Genomic DNA, 16,710 nt, shown 5'->3' on the forward strand with positions numbered 1-16,710 from the left:
CTCAGGCGCCCTTCCCCTTGACCGCTTCCATGCCGACCGATCTCGGGCTGAGCGAGGCGAACAGCGCCTGGACATAGGGCCGGAACATATGCTCGAGCGCACCGGCGAACAGGATGACCAGGCCCTGGATGATGACGATCATGTCGCGGCTGATCGCCGGCATCTCGAAGGCGAGTTCGGCGCCGCCCTGGTAGAGCATGCCGAACAATATTGCCGCCATGACGATGCCGACCGGATGCAGGCGGCCCATCAGCGCCACCGCGATGCCGACGAAACCGGCGCCCGAAACGAATTCGAGTGCGACATTGTGCTGGTCGCCCATCGTCGGGTTGAGCGCCATCATGCCGGCTAGCGCGCCCGAGATCATCATCGCGATAATGATGATGCGGATCTCCGAAATGCCGGCATAGCGCGCCGCTTTCGGGCTGTGGCCATAGGTGCGCATCTCGTAGCCGAGCTTGGTGCGCCAGATCAGCACCCACACCAGGAAGGCCATGGCTAGCGCCAGCAGGGAACTGACGTTGAATGGCGCCGAACGGATTTTGGCGCCGAACAACTCGATGACCCAGTTGAGCTTCGGCAGTTGCGCGCCTTCGAGAAAGGTGCGCGTCTGCGGTGCCATCGAGGCGGGGGGCTTCAAGTACCCGACCAGCGCACGGACCATGACGCTGGCGGCGATGAAATTGAACATGATGGTGGTGATGACGATGTGCGAGCCGCGCTTGGCCTGCAGATAGGCCGGGATCAGCGCCCACAGCGCGCCCATCGCCGCGGCGGCGATAATGGCGATCGGGAAGGTCAGCCACCAAGGCAGCACGCTGTCGAAGGCCAGGCAAACAATGCCAATGCCGAGACCGGCGATATAGCCCTGGCCCTCGCCACCGATGTTGAACAGGCCGCAATGCGCCGCAACCGCCACCGAAAGCCCGCTGAAGATGAAGGTGGTGGCATAGAAAAGCGTGAACGCGATGCCTTGGCCGCGGCCGAAGGCACCCTCGACCAGGACGACGGCTGCGCGCAGTGGGTTCTCGCCAACCAATATGACGACGAAGCCGGCAACGACGAAGGCGACGAACAGGTTGATCAGCGGGATCAGGACGTAGTCGGCCCAGGCCGGCAGCTTGGCATAGGGAGTGCTCATTCCGCCGCCTCGCGCTGCTCGACGCCGGCCATCAGCAGGCCGAGCTCGCCCTCGGTCGCGTCGGGGCCGCGTTCGCCGACGATGCGGCCGGCAAACATCACCAGGATGCGGTCGGACAGCGAGCGTATCTCGTCGAGCTCGACCGAAACCACCAGCACCGCCTTGCCCTGGTCGCGCATGGCGATGAGGCGCTTGTGGATGAATTCGATGGCTCCGACATCGACGCCGCGCGTCGGCTGGCCGACGATCAACACGCCGGGATCTTGTTCCATTTCCCGCGCAAGCACGATCTTCTGCTGGTTGCCGCCGGAGAAATTGGCGGTCTTGAGGCGGCAGTCCGTCGGGCGGATATCATATTTGACGATCTTGTCCCGGGCATCGTTACGGATGGCGTCAATGTCAAGGAACGGCCCCTTCAGATAGCGCTCGTCGTCCTGGTAGCCGAGGATCGAATTCTCGTTCTCCTCGAAGGCCAGCACCAGCCCGACATGATGGCGGTCCTCCGGCACATGGGCAAGGCCGCGCTCGCGCAGCTCGCCAGGGTCGGCGGCGCCGGTGAGGTCGATCGGCTTGCCGTCGAGCATGACCGAGCCCGAAACGGCATGCCTGATGCCGGAAATCGCCTCGAGCAATTCGGACTGCCCGTTGCCGGCGACGCCGGCAATGCCGACGATCTCGCCGGCATGGACATCGAAAGAGACGTCGTCGACCATGGTGACGCCGCGGGAATCCTTCACCGTCAGGTTCTTGATCGCGAGCTTGACGCCGCCGGCCTTCGCCTCGCCCTTCTCGACGCGCAGCAGCACGCGCCGGCCGACCATCAGCTCGGCCAGTTCCTCGACCGTGGTCTTCTTGGTCTCCCTGGTCGCCACCATCGTGCCCTGGCGCATCACCGAGACGGTGTCGGTGATCGCCATGATCTCGCGCAGCTTATGGGTGATCAGCACGATCGTCTTGCCCTGCTCCTTCAGCTGCCTGAGGATGCGGAACAGGTGGTCGGCCTCGGCCGGCGTCAGCACGCCTGTCGGCTCGTCGAGGATCAGGATCTCGGCGCCGCGATAGAGCGCCTTGAGGATTTCGACGCGTTGCTGCAGGCCGACCGGCAACTCCTCGATGATGGCGTCCGGATCGACTTCGAGCCCGTATTCGCGCTCGAGCCGCTCCAGCTCGGAACGCGCCTTGGCGATGCTCTTCTTCAGCAGCGCATCGCTTTCGGCGCCGAGAATGACGTTTTCCAGCACCGAGAAATTGTCGACCAGCATGAAATGCTGATGCACCATGCCGATGCCGAGCGCGATCGCATCGTTCGGTGTCTTGATCGATGCCGGCTGCCCACCGACACGGATTTCGCCGGAATCGGCCTGGTAGAAACCATAGAGGATCGACATCAGCGTCGACTTGCCGGCGCCGTTTTCGCCGACTATGCCATGGATAGTGCCGCGCATAATCTCCAGATTGATGTCGCGGTTGGCGCGCACGGCGCCAAAGCTCTTGTCGATGCCGATCAGCTCGATTGCGGCTTGCGCCATGCAGCCTGTTCCCACTGTTATTTTTTTACCGCTTGGTCAAACGCCTAGCATGACGCCCAGTCTGTGCCAATTGGGTCCGTACCAATTGGCCGGAGCAGGGTTCACTCTCGACAAATCCCGCCATGCTTGTCAATTTCCAACGTGGCCGCACCCCTGCACAATCGCCTGATCGAGGATTTCACATGACCATGCCCGACGACCGGCTGACGACGCTGGAAATCCGCGCCGCCGAGCAGGAGAAGACCATCGAGGAACTGTCCGGCCAGATCGCCGAGCAGTGGAAGGTGATCGAGCGCATGCAGCGCAAGCTCGACGCGCTGGCCGAGCGCTTCCTGGCGCTGGAGGAACAGGCCGCACCCGACGTGCCGGTGACAAAGCCGCCGCACTGGTGAGGCGGGCCGACAAGACAAAACCGCCGGGCTTTCACCCGGCGGCTCGTCAGTTCAGCAGTACCAGTCGATCAATAACGGCAATCGATCAATACGGGCAGGCATTGTCCGACATGTAGTCGTGCACCTTGATGGTGCCGGCGATGATGTCGGCCTTGGCTTTTTCGACCGCCGCCTTCATTGCATCGTCGACAAGCGCCTTGTTGTTGTCGTCCATGGCGTAGTCGACGCCGCCTTCCTTGAGGCCGAGATCGTTAACGCCGGCCGTGAATTTGCCGTCCTTGGCATCCATGAAGGTGTTGTAGACGGCAACGTCGACGCGCTTGACCATGGAGGTCAGCACCTTGCCGGGCTGCAGGCCGTTCTGGTTGGAATCGACGCCGATGCCGAGCTTGCCGGCGTCGGCCGCTGCCTGCAGCACGCCGACACCGGTGCCGCCTGCCGCCGCGTAGACCACGTCGGCGCCCTGGTCGATCTGCGTCTTGGCGATCTCGCCGCCCTTGGCCGGATCGTTCCAGGCTGCCGGCGTATCGCCGGTCATGTTCTGGATGACGTCGGTGGCGCCGGCCGCCTTTGCGCCGCCGACATAGCCGCAGCCGAACCTGCGGATCAGCGGAATGTCCATGCCGCCGACGAAGCCGACCTTCTTGGTCTTGGAAGCCATCGCCGCCATCACGCCGACGAGGTAGGAGCCTTCCTGCTCCTTATAGACCAGCGAGCGGACATTGGGCTTGTCGACGACCATGTCGATGATGGCGAATTTGGTGTCGGGGAACTCGGTGGCGATCTTGTCAAGCGCGTCAGCCCACGAGAAGCCCGCCATGACGATGGGGTTGCGACCGTCCTCGGCGAAACGGCGTAGCGCCTGCTCGCGCTGGGTGGCGTTGCTGACCTCGAATTCCACATAGGGGATGCCGGTCTCGGTCTTGAACTTTTCAGCGCCGTTGAACGACGCCTCGTTGAACGATTTGTCGAACTTGCCGCCGAGATCATAGAGGATCGCGGGTTGAATGTCCGCGGCGAAGGCCGGAAGAACCATTGCAGCTGCGGCCATAAGGCCGAGAACGATACGTTTCATGTGATCCACACCCCTGTCAGTTATTTGTCCATTATGCACCGCATTCCGGCCCGGTTCTCCGGCAGGCATACGGCGTCGGGCAGGAGTGTCTTCCTCCCGCTTCGGGTCAATCTGGCACGGCCCGAAACAAAATTCACGTGGAATTTTGACCCTTTGGAAAAGCATGGCGCCGCATCGCGGCGCCACAGCATATTCCTTGCGTCAGGGGCATAAAATCAGGCGGAGACGGCGGCCGGAATGGCGCAGGAGACGCCGGTTCCCTGCAGGCCGCAATAGCCGTAGGGGTTCTTCGCCAGATATTGCTGGTGGTCTTCCTCGGCGAAGTAGAATTCCGGCGCCGGCGCGATCTCCGTGGTGATCTTGCCGCGTCCGGCGCCGCGCAACGAACCCTCGTAGGCATCGCGCGAGGCGAGCGCCGCCTGGTACTGCGCGTCGTTGAACGTATAGATCGCCGAGCGGTAGGTGGTGCCGACATCATTGCCCTGGCGCATGCCTTGCGTCGGGTCGTGGCTTTCCCAGAACAGCTTCAAGAGCTCGGCATAGGACACGATCTTGGGGTCGTAGACGACGAGCACGACTTCGGCATGGCCGGTGAGCCCCGTGCAGGTTTCCTGATAGGTCGGGTTGGGCGTGACGCCGCCGGCATAGCCGGCCGCCGTGACCCAGACGCCCTCGACTTGCCAGAACAGGCGCTCGGCGCCCCAGAAGCAGCCCAGCCCGAACATCGCCGTTTCCATCCCTTCGGGATAAGGACCCTTGAGCGGCCTGTTCGAGACAAAGTGCTTCGATGCCGTCGGGATCGGCCGGTCGCGGCCGGGCAACGCCTCGGAGGGTTTCGGCAGGTTGAGCTTCTTGTTCAGCATGTCGCTGAGAAACATGTGTGGCTTCCTTTTCTTTTTGGTTGAGCCTTCCTGGTACGGGAACACCGGGTCAGGCTGGAAATGTCAGGTTGCGGCGAACCGCCCGCTGGGGCGCTGCCGCCTGTAACCGATGGCATAAAGAATGAACGCCAGCACCGCGAACACGGCAAAGCCGGGCTGACTGAGCACCCAGGCGATGGCACCGTCCCACAGCAGCGGGTTGATCTTATCGCGGACGAAGCTTTCGAAGGCGCTGCGCGTATCCGGCGAAACAGCGAGCCAGCTGGTGTTGAGCGGGGTCATCACCAGCGCCGAAGCCGCCACCGAGCGGGTCGCATCGAGCACGGCCATGATGACCGAAACCGAAAGCGCGACCATTGCAGCGAAACGAAAGACGAAGCGGAACATCCGGACCCTTCCTCCCCAGGAGTTTATCAGAATGTCGTGTCGGACTGTTAAATAGGACCTGCGCGCTTTATCCGCAATCGCGACACGTGAAGTTGAACCCGCGACCGCCGGTTCGCCGGAACCGGTGGCGCGCCGGACGGCAAGCACACCTCCGCCGATCGTTTCGATAGGCTCCCAACGGGTGCTCCGATAACATGGGCTGAGCATCCCTATCCGGCAAAGCGAATAGACTGCCGTTATGTCTTGGCATTCGGCACCGGATCGACTAGATGAGCCCCGCGCCTGTTGCTTTGACGGCTCGGGTGCGGGGAAAGGGTATCCGCTGGTTGACGGCGCCCACGGCCGGAATTCCGGCCGGAATCCCAAAGGAGATGCATCTCCCCAACCCGCGCGGCGAAACCGGCCGCGTCGAAAATGCTAAAAGGACGGAGAGGTGGCCGAGTGGTTGAAGGCGCACGCCTGGAAAGTGTGTTTACGGGAAACCGTAACGCGGGTTCGAATCCCGCTCTCTCCGCCAGTTAAATCTCACCGGCTCGCCGAGTCTGAAGGGACACTGGACGGCGACTGCCGCTGCGATGCAGTATCTTGAGGCAGGCAGGCAGAGGGGCGCGCGAAGGCTACTGAGCGGCTTTCATCTTCGCCGCACCCTTACCTCAGATCAGCCTACAACCAATCGGCCCGCGCTTCACCAGAAGCACGGGCTTGGTCGACTCGGCACCGGCGCCGCCCCGTCTAGCGCGGGACCGCTTGTATTCCCGAGACCGAGCGCTCTGTTTCGGCGGAGAAAACCACGAAGGCAAAGATCAGCACGGCGACAGCGACGATCATTGAGCCGGTGGCCACGATCGGCTCGAGCGCCGGATTTCCCTGCAGCATCAGGTAAAGCGCCGGCAGCATCACGACCAGGCCGAGATTGTAGACGCCATAGTGGATCATCGCGCTCCTGCGGGCAGCCTTCGCCGGGTTCAGCGCATAATAGCCGCCGAATATTGCACTGGTGACCCAGCCCAGCAGGTTGATGTGCGCGTGAGCCGGAAACGCGCCGTGATCGCCTGAAATTGCCATCTGCAGGCCAGCTGCAATTCCCAGAATAAGAAAGATGATGGCTGTCTTGAAAAAGAGTTCCGAAACCTTCGGCATGTCATTCTCCCAAACCCGTTTTGCCGCATCATGCTGTGGTTCCGGCGATCTTGCCAAGGGACCGTCGAGCCTGCGGAGCCATTTGTCGCCGGCCAGACAGCCCGTTGGCGGCCGGCCGCCGGGCCTGGCCGGTTGCGAGTCCAGCCAGCAAAAAATATGCACTCACGCTAATTTAATTGCAACATTACCGGGCAGGCTTCATGTCGTTCTCGCCAGGAAAGTGTCCTGCACGATGGTGGTACCATACGCGCCAAAGGTCTGCCCGTCAGTGTTGCAGCAAGGCCTCGCCGAACTTCTCCCACAGCTGTGCGCAATCTGTTGCTCTGAGGCTGGGGGTTCCGAGTGGGCCATATCTGATGACGGCGGCGTGAACATCATAGCCAACGATAGGTGCATTGGCGACAAAGTGGATAGCCTCGCCCAATCGGCGGGGGCCAATTGGCGCATCGGTTTTGTTGGTGATGTCGAAGACACCACGAATATCCGCTTCCTGATTCCTGGCTGCCAACGCAGCCGCCATTACCCTTTCTTGCATCATCGAAATCTCTCCTATCGGTCTAAGTCTAAGAACCGCGGCTTGTGCCGGTCCGGCAGCTGACAACCGGCAAATCGAAGTGCCTTTTGCAGCATCTCGATTGGCTCTTGCTGCGAGCCACTCCGCCCGCTCCCGCGGCAAGCCGATAAGGCAACTGCCAGCGAAATCCGCAGGCACGTCCACGGTCGCATCAAACACGGCCCACGTGCCAGTCGGCTCCTGAACGGGCAAAAACCTCATAACAGCGCCTGCTAATATACTATGCCGACTGTGAGGACGAGACTTTTTCCTGCATCGATTAAACGAATGAGAGATGGTGTCGAAATGGCAGGCGACGCTCGCCGAAAACAATCGTCTGCGACATCGCCAGGATCGAAGGTGGGCTTGAGCAGCGATCCGGCCGCGTTCGGGGCTCGCCGGTAGGGACAAGTACAAGACGCAGCGCCGGCACGCCTCGTCAGATGTCACTTTCTGCCCTGCGGATAGATGGTCTCGCCGCGCTTCAGCATCTCCACGAACGCCGCGATCTTCTTCTTGCGTCCGGCTTCGGTTTTCATGTTGTGGGTGCGGAAGGCTAGCGCGAAGCGGTTTTGCCCGCTGAGCTTTGCCAGCATCTCTTTCGCCCTGGGCTCGGCGTCTATTGCCGCCTGGAGGTCGTCGGGGATCTTCATCTCCTTGCCGCTCTTGTAAGCGCGCGCCCAGCGGCCATCGGCCTTGGCTGCCTCGACCTGCTTCAGCCCGTGCTCGATCATCCGGCCCTCCTCGATCAGCCGGGCGACATTGTCGACATTGATCTGGCTCCAGGTGCTCTTCCTGCCGCGCGGGGTGTAGCGCTGCAGGTAGCTTTTGCCGTCCAAGGCCTTGCGCACCGCATCGATCCAGCCCCAGCACAACGCCACGTCGATGGCTTGCTTCGGCGTGATCGACGGCAGTCCCGAATCGAGCTTATGGATCTTGATCCAGACTTCGTCCTCGCTGTCGTGATGCTCGCCAAGCCAGGCATGGAAGCTTTCGGCATCCCTGAACTCGCGCACCTTGGCGGGATCGACCTTGACGGGCGCCATCAGCCGGTCCGCCCATGACGCGAGCGCGTAACGACGCCAAACCGCTTGCCGGCCGCGCGCGCGCTCATATCAGCTCCGAGTCCGCAATCCGCAGGCCTAGTGATTCTCGCCGGCACGCATTCAGCCCGCACGATTGGGCGTGCCGAGGACATGGGATTTCGGCGGCAGCATGACATCGTCGAATGTCTGCGTGAACATCGCCGCCGCAAAGAAAGCGACGGCGCGCAGGGGTTCGGTGCCGGTGTTGACGAGGTCGTGCCGGACCGGCGTCGGAAGTACCAGGACGCTGCCGGGCCCGACCGGGTGGGTGCTGCCGCCCTCGATGTACAGCTCGCCGGTGCCGGCGATGATGTATTGCGTCTCTTCGGTGGCGTCGGTGTGCCAACCAAGCCGCTTGCCGGGCTCGATCTCGTAGACAATGACCGAGGACTGGGTGGTGCCGTGCCCGCCGTAAACCGCGAAAGCGCCAGCCCATTTGACCGACGGATCGTCCTCTGCCCAAACCAGCGAACGTTCGAGCCTGTCGGATGCGACGACTGCTGTCATGGCTTCGTTCCTCTCAGCGAATTGCGAACACGAATCTAGATGATTTTTCTGGTCTGCGTCAGCAAAACTGGCTGCTGACCGTTCCCTCGTCCATTGCGCGTGACGATTTGTCGGGCCGCGATCCAATCTATTCTACTCTCGGGCCGGATCACTGAGCCGATCCCCCAATGCAACCAAGCCTTTACCTTTTAGTCAGTTTTGAGTTGCCCCTGCGTTGCGTTCGTGGTCTGGTACAACCAGGGCGCTCAATGCGGCATTCGGCAACGGTCGCCCCACCGACCGTCAAGGCAACACACCGTCGAGCCAACACAGGAGATAGCAATGGGCATTTTCGACAGTATCAAAGGTGCGATTTTCGGAAACGCGGTTGCGGCCGAAGCGCCGCCGGCGCAACCGTCTCCCGCGCCTGCTTCGAGCACGGCCACCCAGCCGACGGCGCCTACCCGATCCGCCCCGGCTGCAACCCCGGCTCCGGCCGCGCCGTCCTCTGCCCCGGACATCGCTGCCATTCTCGACAAGGCGGTGGCCGTGAAGGGGCAGAAACTCAACTGGAAGAATTCGATCGTCGACCTGATGAAGGCTCTGAATATCGACAGCAGCCTCGGCGCCCGCAAGGAGCTTGCCCACGAGCTGAACTACACCGGCGATATGAACGACACTGTAACGATGAATCTGTGGCTGCACGACGCACTGATGAAAAAGCTGGCCGAAAATGGCGGCAAGCTTCCGAGCGACCTGGCCGCCTAGAGTCACAAGACAAGCAATTCCAGGAAAACGTGTGAACGGCTTTCCGTCCGGAATTGCGTCAAACAAAAAAGACAGACCGGTTCTGCCCGCACCGTGGTTCTTGCTGCGCCGGCTTCGGCCGCAACCGAGCAGACCACACTGCCAAGCATTAGACTGCCAGTAAATAAAATTGAGACCGATCCCGGCCGCCGGGATTGGGTCTATGGCGAAGTCGCATGGCACAAAAGCGCTGCCGCCTCGCGCCCGGATTGCCTCCCGCAAAACCGACGATTTCGGTCGCTGCCCACGCGCTGGTAGGACCACCATTTTGCTGGCGAAACGCGACGTTCGGCGTATCATTCTCCCGGGAGAGGGTTCATGGTGGGAGGAAGCCAATGAACGTGGTGCAGAGGGTGACCGTCGCCGACTTGACGGCCCAAGAGCTTGTTTCATCTGCGCTTTCACGGTTCGGTGCCGGCGACACCATATCGACGAGGGCGATGCTGGACATCGTTCGCAGGACGGCCCCGGCCTGCGGCAACAGTGACGACGATCTGGTCGAGCTTATCGTCATGACGGCCGTTGGTAGGACCATGGGCGTCGTGTTCGACCATCGCTCCCATTAGCAATCCGGAACGAATACCAGGCTGCGCCCAGGAGCAGTGGCGGGCGGTTGGCAGCGCCGCCAAAGAGGCCAGCCTATTTGTGCGCGAAGGCCGGCCTGACGCCAAGCCCCTGCTTTGAGCAAACCGCCGCGCATGCCGGGTCATGCCCGAAGGCGGTAATTGGGCGACACGCTCGAAGGAACTCGCTGAAATCTTGCCCGTTATGCTCTCGTCGAGATGAGGAGAGCTGCCATGGCCGACGACAAAACCAAGACCGACAGTCGCGACCGCTCACGAATGGCGGGCGGCGAAGACTACGAGGTACGTCACTTCGCCGAGGAAGCGGGCATCACCCCGGATCAGGCACGCACGCTGATCAAGCGCCACGGCACCGACCGCAAGGTGCTGAACGAAATCGCCGAAAGCATAAGAGCGTCGTAATGGCTGACAAGAAAACCACAATGGCCGACCGCAAGACGCGCGATGCGGACGAAAAGGAGGCTCTGCGTCTGGCCGAAACCACCGACGTTTCGCCGAAGCAGGCGAAGGATCTGATGCGCAAGCACGGCAAGGACAACCCGAAGGTCGAGAAGGAAGCCAAGAACTTCAAGGCCGAGGGCTAAGCCGCCGAGCCGATTGGACGCGCGGCACAGGGTTGTGGCCGCAATCCTGCAGCTTATCGGTTTTCTAACAAATTCGGCCTATCCCTTCCGCTATCGCGGCTCAGGGATGCCATATGCGCGGGATATCTGGTGAGGCGAGGCCATCGATAGACGACATACGGCGTGTGAGGCTGGTGTTTTGCCTGCTGGCGGCGGTCGTGATGGCGGCGGCGCTCCTCGCCTTTGCCACCTCCCTCCTGCAGGATCCTGATAGCTGGTGGCACATCAAGGTCGGCATGGATATGCTGGCAAGCCGCACATTCCCTACCGTCGACATCTATTCCTACACTTTTGCCGGCCAGCCATGGATCGCCAAGGAATGGCTTAGCCAGGTTCTCCTTGCAATTGCCTTTGAAGCCGGCGGCTGGAACGGCGTGGTGCTGCTGGCGACTGCAGTAATCGCGCTGACGGTCTTCTTGACGTCGTGGTATCTCGGCGCGTGGTTGAAGCCGACGCTGGCGATAGGACTGACGCTGGTTCTCGCGCTCTTGATCGGGCCAATCTATGTCGCCCGGCCGCACATCTTTACCTTGCCCATCATCGTCGTCTGGACCGCCGGTCTTTTCCAGGCCGCACGCAACGAGAAAGCACCGCCCTTATGGCTGCTGGCGCTGCTATGCCTGTGGGCCAATCTCCATGCCACCTTCACCTTCGGTTTCGTCATCGCCGCCTTCGCCGGCCTCGATCTCGTCATGCGCACACGCTTGTCGAACCCCCGGCTGCTGGCCAAGTGGATCGTTTTCGGGCTGCTTTGCCCGCTGGTCAGCCTGCTCAATCCCTATGGCGTCAAGGCCATACTCGCCACATTCACCGTGGCCTATGGCAATGAGGCGGTGCCTTACATTGCGGAGTGGCAACCCTTCGACGCCTCGCGGCACACCCCCCAGGAGGTGGCCCTGCTGGTGGCGTTTTTCGGGCTGCTCGTGTCGAGATTGCGCATTGGCTGGGCCAAGGCGCTGTTCCTTGTCTTCACGTTGCACGTCTATCTCACCCACATACGGTTCATGTACCTGTTCTTTCTTCTCGTGCCGGTGGTCCTTGCCGTCGAGGTCGCGCAACAATATCCAGCGCTTTCAGCCGAGAAATGGGCGGCGGAAAAGCGTGACGGACTTGAACAATTTTTCGCACGACAATTTTCCAGGATTTGTGCTGGACTTGCCGTTTTGCTGGTTTTGGCGGCTGCCGCCTTCACGACCTATCCGGTCGCGCCGAGCCAGAAGACCTCGGCGAGGGACGCACTGGCCTTTGCCCAAACCCATAATCTGTCGGGCAATCTGCTGAACTCCTACGATTTCGGCGGCACGCTGATTTTCCATGGCATCAGGACGTTTATCGACGGCCGGGCGGATCAGCTCTTCCTGAATGGCTTTACGGAAACGGATGAGCAGACGGGGCACAGCCGGGGCAAGCCGATCCTGAAAGCCCAACTCGACAAATATACGATAGGCTGGGCATTGTTGACCGCCGACGACAGCCGCATTCCGTTCTTCGACGAACTGGGCTGGAAGCGGGCCTATGCGGACTACTACGCGGTGATCTACACCCGCGCGAACTGAGCTCCGGCAGCTTCGCGCGCCGGCGCGCACTTTCCCCCCTGAAGCTGTGGCCAGCGCCGAGGCGGCGAAATCCTTATGGGATTTTGATTTCTTTGCTCCGCGTCCCGTCTCGAACCTTTATGGCACTTTGATCCATATTCGCCGGAGCGATGTATCCAGCCGCCGACATGATGCGGCGACGAGTTTGGATAGTTTGTTAAAGTAAACAAACAAATACAACATAAGGAAAATGCGCGGTGGACATAGTTGTTGTCGCGATTGGAATCGCGTTCTTTGCTCTATGCTTCGGCTACATCAAAGCTTGCGACAAGCTGTAAGTTTAGGGGATCGTAACATGCTTTTCGACTATATCCTCGGCGGCGCCGTGACCTTGTTTCTTCTCGCCTACCTGACATACGCCCTCGTTCGCCCGGAACGCTTCTGATCTCCGCTGGCAAGGAGCCAACCCCATGACAATCAACGGATGGCTGCAGATCCTCGTCTATTGCGGGATCGTCGTTCTGCTGGCCAAGCCGCTCGGCGGCTACATGCATCGCGTTTTCAGCGGCGAGCGCACATTCCTGTCGTCAATTCTGGCCCCGCTCGAGCGCGGGCTCTACCGCATATCAGGGACCAGCGAGCGCGAGGAGCAGCACTGGACTTCCTACGCCGCGGCCCTGCTGTTCTTTAACCTGGCCGGCTTCCCGGTGCTCTATTCGCTGCAACGGCTGCAAGGCGGCCTGCCCTACAATCCGGCCGGCATGACCGCCGTCGAACCTGGGCTGGCCTTCAACACCGCCGCCAGCTTCATGACCAACACCAACTGGCAGAACTACGGCGGCGAAAGCACGATGTCCTATCTCGTGCAGATGGCCGGCTTGACCGTGCAGAATTTTCTGTCGGCGGCGACTGGCGTCGCCATTGCGGTCGCATTGATCCGCGGCTTTGCCAGGGCCTCAGGCAAATCGATCGGCAATTTCTGGGTCGATATGACCCGCGGCACGCTCTACCTGCTTTTGCCCTTTTGCACCGTGTTGACTCTGGTCTATGTCTATCTCGGCATGCCGCAGACGCTCGCTGCCTACGTCAACGCGACGACGCTCGAAGGCGCGCAACAGACTATCGCGGTCGGGCCGGTCGCTTCCCAGGTTGCCATCAAGATGCTCGGCACCAATGGCGGCGGTTTCTTCAACGCCAATGCAGCGCATCCCTTCGAAAATCCCGATGCAATCTCCAACCTGATCCAGATGGTGACGATCTTCGCCCTCGGCGCGGCGTTGACCAATGTCTTCGGCCGCATGGTAGGCAACCAGCGCCAGGGCTGGGCAATTCTGTCGGCTATGGGCGTGCTGTTCATCGCCGGCGTTGCCGTCTGCTACTGGGCGGAAACCGCCGGCAATCCGCTCGTCCATGCGCTGGGCGTCGACGGCGGCAACATGGAGGGCAAGGAGAGCCGCTTCGGCATCGCCCTGTCGGCACTGTTTGCCGTCATCACCACGGCCGCATCCTGCGGCGCGGTCAACGCCATGCATGACAGCTTCACCGCACTCGGCGGCATGATCCCCATCATCAACATGCAGCTCGGCGAGGTCATTGTCGGCGGCGTCGGCGCCGGCTTCTACGGTATCCTGATGTTCATCGTCATTGCCGTTTTCGTCGCCGGGCTGATGGTCGGACGCACGCCCGAATATCTCGGCAAGAAGATCGAGGCCAAGGAGGTCAAGATGGCTATGCTGGCCGTGCTCTGCCTGCCGCTTGCAATGCTGATCTTCACCGCTGTCGCGGTCATGCTGCCGACCGGCGTTGCTTCCATCGCCAACGCCGGCCCGCACGGCTTCTCCGAGGTTCTCTATGCCTACACCTCGGCCGCGGCGAACAATGGCTCCGCCTTTGGCGGCCTCAGCGGCAACACGCCCTGGTACAACATAACGCTCGGCATCGGCATGCTGATGGGCCGCTTCCTGGTCATTATTCCGGCGTTGGCGATTGCTGGCTCGCTGGTTGCGAAGAAGACCGTCCCTGCCTCCGCCGGCACCTTCCCGACCGACGGTCCGCTGTTCGTCGGGCTGCTGGCCGGTGTCATCCTGATCGTCGGCGGCCTGACCTTCTTCCCGGCCCTGGCGGTCGGACCGATCGTCGAGCACCTGGCGATGATCAACGGTCAGACATTCTGAAACGGCCATGCCCTGGTTCAAGATCATACCTCGAAAGGTCCGGCATCGCCCCGAGCCGGAGGGGGAGAAAACACCCCCTCCTTTCCCGACGCTGTCCACATTCCTCGCTATTGCGGCAGCCTTGATCATGATCTGGCTGCTGGCTTACGGGCCGCCGCACCTTCGTTCGGCACACGATCGACCGGTCAACAACATCGACACTGGAGCTACCAAATGAGCCCGTCGAAATCCGTGAGCATCATGGATACCCGCATTCTGTGGCCCGCTATCGGCGGTTCCTTCAGAAAACTGAACCCGCGCACCTTGATGCGAAACCCGGTGATGTTTGTCGTCGCCGTCGTCTCGGCGCTCACCACCGTGCTGTTCGTCAAGGATCTTGTTACCAGCGGCGGCGATCTTGGCTTCATGCTGCAGATCATCATCTGGCTGTGGTTCACCGTGCTCTTCGCCAATTTCGCCGAAGCGGTGGCCGAAGGCCGCGGCAAGGCGCAAGCTGACTCGCTGCGTCGGGCGCGAACCGAGACGCAGGCCAAGCTGTTGAACGGTGGCGACCGCAGCAAGTTCAAACTGGTGCCCGGCACCAGCCTGAAGGTCGGCGACATCGTGCTTGTCGAAGCCGGCGACATCATCCCCTCGGACGGCGAGGTGGTCGAAGGCGTGGCGTCGGTCAACGAGGCGGCCATCACCGGCGAATCCGCACCGGTCATCCGCGAATCCGGAGGCGATCGTTCGGCGGTGACCGGCGGCACGCAGGTCTTGTCCGACTGGATCCGCGTGCGCATCACTGCGGCTGCCGGTCATACGTTCCTCGACCGCATGATCTCGCTGGTCGAGGGCGCCGAGCGCCAGAAGACACCCAACGAGATCGCGCTCAACATCCTGCTCGTCGGCATGACGCTGATCTTCGTGCTGGCGACGGCGACGATCCCGAGCTTCGCCTCGTATTCGGGCGGCTATATCTCGGTGACCGTGCTGGTCGCCCTGTTCGTTACCCTGATCCCGACCACAATTGGCGCCCTGCTGTCGGCTATCGGCATTGCCGGCATGGACCGCCTGGTGCGCTTCAACGTGCTCGCCATGTCGGGCCGCGCCGTCGAGGCGGCCGGCGATGTCGACACGCTGCTGCTCGACAAGACCGGAACCATCACGCTGGGCAACCGTCAGGCGACGGCATTTCGTCCGGTCAAGGGCGTCACCGAACAGGAACTGGCCGACGCGGCTCAGCTTGCCTCGCTTGCCGACGAAACGCCGGAAGGCCGCTCGATCGTCGTCCTGGCGAAGGAAAAATACGCCATCCGCGCCCGCGACATGGCAAGCCTGCACGCGACTTTCGTGCCCTTCACCGCGCAAACCCGCATGAGCGGTGTCGATCTGGAAGGCTCCTCAGTCCGCAAGGGCGCAGTCGATGCGGTACTTGCCCACGTCAACCTCTCGACCGTTGCCACAGGCAGTACGCGCCCCGGCAGCGACACCGTCCGCGACCTTCAGGCGATCGCCGACGAGATCGCCAAATCGGGTGGCACTCCACTCGCGGTCGAGCGCGACGGGCGCCTGCTCGGCGTCGTCCATCTGAAGGACATCGTCAAGGGCGGCATCGCAGAACGCTTTGCCGAATTGCGCCGCATGGGCATCCGCACGGTGATGATCACCGGCGATAATCCGATGACCGCGGCGGCGATCGCGGCGGAAGCCGGCGTCGACGACTTCCTTGCCCAGGCGACGCCCGAGGACAAGTTGAAGCTGATCCGCGACGAGCAGGCCAAAGGCAAACTGGTCGCGATGTGCGGCGATGGCACCAACGATGCGCCGGCCCTTGCGCAGGCCGATGTCGGCGTTGCCATGAACACCGGCACGGTCGCGGCGCGCGAGGCCGGCAACATGGTCGATCTCGACAGCGATCCGACCAAGCTGATCGAGATCGTCGAAATCGGCAAGGCGCTCCTGATGACGCGTGGCTCGCTGACCACCTTCTCCATCGCCAACGACGTGGCCAAGTATTTTGCCATCATCCCGGCAATATTCGCCGTCTTCTACATCGCCCCGGGCCAGACCGCCGGGCCGCTGCAAGCGCTCAATGTCATGCATCTGGCGACGCCGCAGAGCGCTATCCTCTCGGCCATCATCTTCAACGCGCTGATCATCATTGCGCTGATCCCGCTGTCGCTGAGGGGCGTCAAATACCGCGCGGTCGGCGCCGGTGCGCTGCTCAGCCGCAATCTCATTGTCTATGGCCTTGGCGGCGTCGTAGTGCCCTTCGTCGGCATCAAGATGATCGACATGGCCATCACCGCTCTCGGTCTCGCCTAAGGAACCTCGTC

At 61.8% G+C, this 16,710-nt stretch carries 18 protein-coding genes and 1 tRNA gene; 10 read left to right on the forward strand and 9 right to left on the reverse strand.

Going from position 1 to position 16,710, the window contains the following annotated elements; genetic code table 11:
• Position 1: 1 nt before the first annotated feature.
• Together NKJ32_RS11285 and NKJ32_RS11290 are read right to left on the reverse strand one after the other, a co-directional pair.
• Positions 2–1,141: an ABC transporter permease gene (locus NKJ32_RS11285; protein WP_352576208.1), complete on the reverse strand. Its 1,140-nt coding sequence runs from the start codon at positions 1,139–1,141 to the stop codon at positions 2–4.
• Positions 1,138–2,670, reverse strand: a complete 1,533-nt coding sequence (locus NKJ32_RS11290) for an ABC transporter ATP-binding protein (RefSeq protein ID WP_352454009.1) — start codon at positions 2,668–2,670, stop codon at positions 1,138–1,140. Before NKJ32_RS11290 ends, NKJ32_RS11285 begins: the two co-directional genes overlap by 4 nt.
• Before the next feature lie 182 nt (positions 2,671–2,852).
• Here NKJ32_RS11290 and NKJ32_RS11295 point away from each other — a divergent pair, with 182 nt between their 5' ends.
• Positions 2,853–3,062, forward strand: a complete 210-nt coding sequence (locus tag NKJ32_RS11295; RefSeq protein ID WP_031194007.1) for a SlyX family protein — start codon at positions 2,853–2,855, stop codon at positions 3,060–3,062.
• Positions 3,063–3,147: 85 nt separating this feature from the next.
• On the opposite strand, the gene NKJ32_RS11300 is transcribed toward NKJ32_RS11295, so the two are convergent.
• The 3 genes from NKJ32_RS11300 to NKJ32_RS11310 all read right to left on the reverse strand — a co-directional run bounded on the left by NKJ32_RS11300 (position 3,148) and on the right by NKJ32_RS11310 (position 5,405).
• Positions 3,148–4,137 carry a BMP family lipoprotein gene (locus NKJ32_RS11300; protein ID WP_023675310.1) on the reverse strand — a complete coding sequence of 330 codons (990 nt, stop codon included), beginning with the start codon at positions 4,135–4,137 and terminating at the stop codon, positions 3,148–3,150.
• Positions 4,138–4,352: 215 nt separating this feature from the next.
• Positions 4,353–5,015, reverse strand: a complete 663-nt coding sequence (gene msrA, locus NKJ32_RS11305; RefSeq protein ID WP_352568194.1) for a peptide-methionine (S)-S-oxide reductase MsrA — start codon at positions 5,013–5,015, stop codon at positions 4,353–4,355.
• Positions 5,016–5,081: 66 nt separating this feature from the next.
• Complete coding sequence (locus NKJ32_RS11310; RefSeq protein ID WP_352620300.1) at positions 5,082–5,405, reverse strand: hypothetical protein; 324 nt, start codon at positions 5,403–5,405, stop codon at positions 5,082–5,084.
• A 427-nt stretch (positions 5,406–5,832) separates the two neighbouring features.
• Here NKJ32_RS11310 and NKJ32_RS11315 point away from each other — a divergent pair.
• A tRNA-Ser gene (locus tag NKJ32_RS11315) sits at positions 5,833–5,922 on the forward strand.
• 215 nt (positions 5,923–6,137) lie between these two features.
• Here NKJ32_RS11315 and NKJ32_RS11320 read toward each other — a convergent pair.
• From NKJ32_RS11320 to NKJ32_RS11335, 4 genes are all read right to left on the reverse strand, one after another.
• Positions 6,138–6,545 carry a hypothetical protein gene (locus NKJ32_RS11320; protein ID WP_023675307.1) on the reverse strand — a complete coding sequence of 136 codons (408 nt, stop codon included), beginning with the start codon at positions 6,543–6,545 and terminating at the stop codon, positions 6,138–6,140.
• A 265-nt stretch (positions 6,546–6,810) separates the two neighbouring features.
• A complete protein-coding gene (locus NKJ32_RS11325; RefSeq protein WP_031211351.1) occupies positions 6,811–7,083 on the reverse strand; it encodes a hypothetical protein in 273 nt (90 codons plus the stop codon).
• A gap of 461 nt (positions 7,084–7,544) precedes the next feature.
• Positions 7,545–8,144 (reverse strand): YdeI/OmpD-associated family protein, encoded by a 600-nt coding sequence (locus NKJ32_RS11330; RefSeq protein ID WP_352568198.1) that lies wholly within the window; start codon positions 8,142–8,144, stop codon positions 7,545–7,547.
• A gap of 120 nt (positions 8,145–8,264) precedes the next feature.
• Positions 8,265–8,690: a cupin domain-containing protein gene (locus NKJ32_RS11335; RefSeq protein ID WP_352755064.1), complete on the reverse strand. Its 426-nt coding sequence runs from the start codon at positions 8,688–8,690 to the stop codon at positions 8,265–8,267.
• Positions 8,691–9,011: 321 nt separating this feature from the next.
• Here NKJ32_RS11335 and NKJ32_RS11340 point away from each other — a divergent pair, with 321 nt between their 5' ends.
• From NKJ32_RS11340 to kdpB, 8 genes are all read left to right on the forward strand, one after another.
• Positions 9,012–9,437 (forward strand): DUF3597 domain-containing protein, encoded by a 426-nt coding sequence (locus NKJ32_RS11340; protein ID WP_352568200.1) that lies wholly within the window; start codon positions 9,012–9,014, stop codon positions 9,435–9,437.
• A gap of 374 nt (positions 9,438–9,811) precedes the next feature.
• On the forward strand, positions 9,812–10,042 hold the full coding sequence (locus NKJ32_RS11345; protein ID WP_023675303.1) for a hypothetical protein: 231 nt from the start codon (positions 9,812–9,814) through the stop codon (positions 10,040–10,042).
• Positions 10,043–10,273: 231 nt separating this feature from the next.
• Entirely contained in the window at positions 10,274–10,462 is a 189-nt protein-coding gene (locus NKJ32_RS11350; protein ID WP_023675302.1) for a DUF3606 domain-containing protein, read from the forward strand.
• Positions 10,462–10,644: a hypothetical protein gene (locus tag NKJ32_RS11355; protein ID WP_352568201.1), complete on the forward strand. Its 183-nt coding sequence runs from the start codon at positions 10,462–10,464 to the stop codon at positions 10,642–10,644. Before NKJ32_RS11350 ends, NKJ32_RS11355 begins: the two co-directional genes overlap by 1 nt.
• 113 nt (positions 10,645–10,757) lie before the next feature.
• Positions 10,758–12,239: a hypothetical protein gene (locus NKJ32_RS11360; RefSeq protein ID WP_352568202.1), complete on the forward strand. Its 1,482-nt coding sequence runs from the start codon at positions 10,758–10,760 to the stop codon at positions 12,237–12,239.
• A 334-nt stretch (positions 12,240–12,573) separates the two neighbouring features.
• Positions 12,574–12,663, forward strand: coding sequence for a K(+)-transporting ATPase subunit F (locus NKJ32_RS11365; RefSeq protein ID WP_023675300.1), 90 nt, complete (start codon positions 12,574–12,576; stop codon positions 12,661–12,663).
• A 25-nt stretch (positions 12,664–12,688) separates the two neighbouring features.
• Positions 12,689–14,392: a potassium-transporting ATPase subunit KdpA gene (kdpA, locus tag NKJ32_RS11370; RefSeq protein ID WP_352827579.1), complete on the forward strand. Its 1,704-nt coding sequence runs from the start codon at positions 12,689–12,691 to the stop codon at positions 14,390–14,392.
• Between the two features lie 213 nt (positions 14,393–14,605).
• A complete protein-coding gene (kdpB, locus tag NKJ32_RS11375) occupies positions 14,606–16,699 on the forward strand; it encodes a potassium-transporting ATPase subunit KdpB (RefSeq protein ID WP_352568204.1) in 2,094 nt (697 codons plus the stop codon).
• Positions 16,700–16,710 lie beyond the last annotated feature (11 nt).

The organism is Mesorhizobium sp. M0159 (assembly GCF_040322295.1).
Lineage (GTDB): Bacteria > Pseudomonadota > Alphaproteobacteria > Rhizobiales > Rhizobiaceae > Mesorhizobium.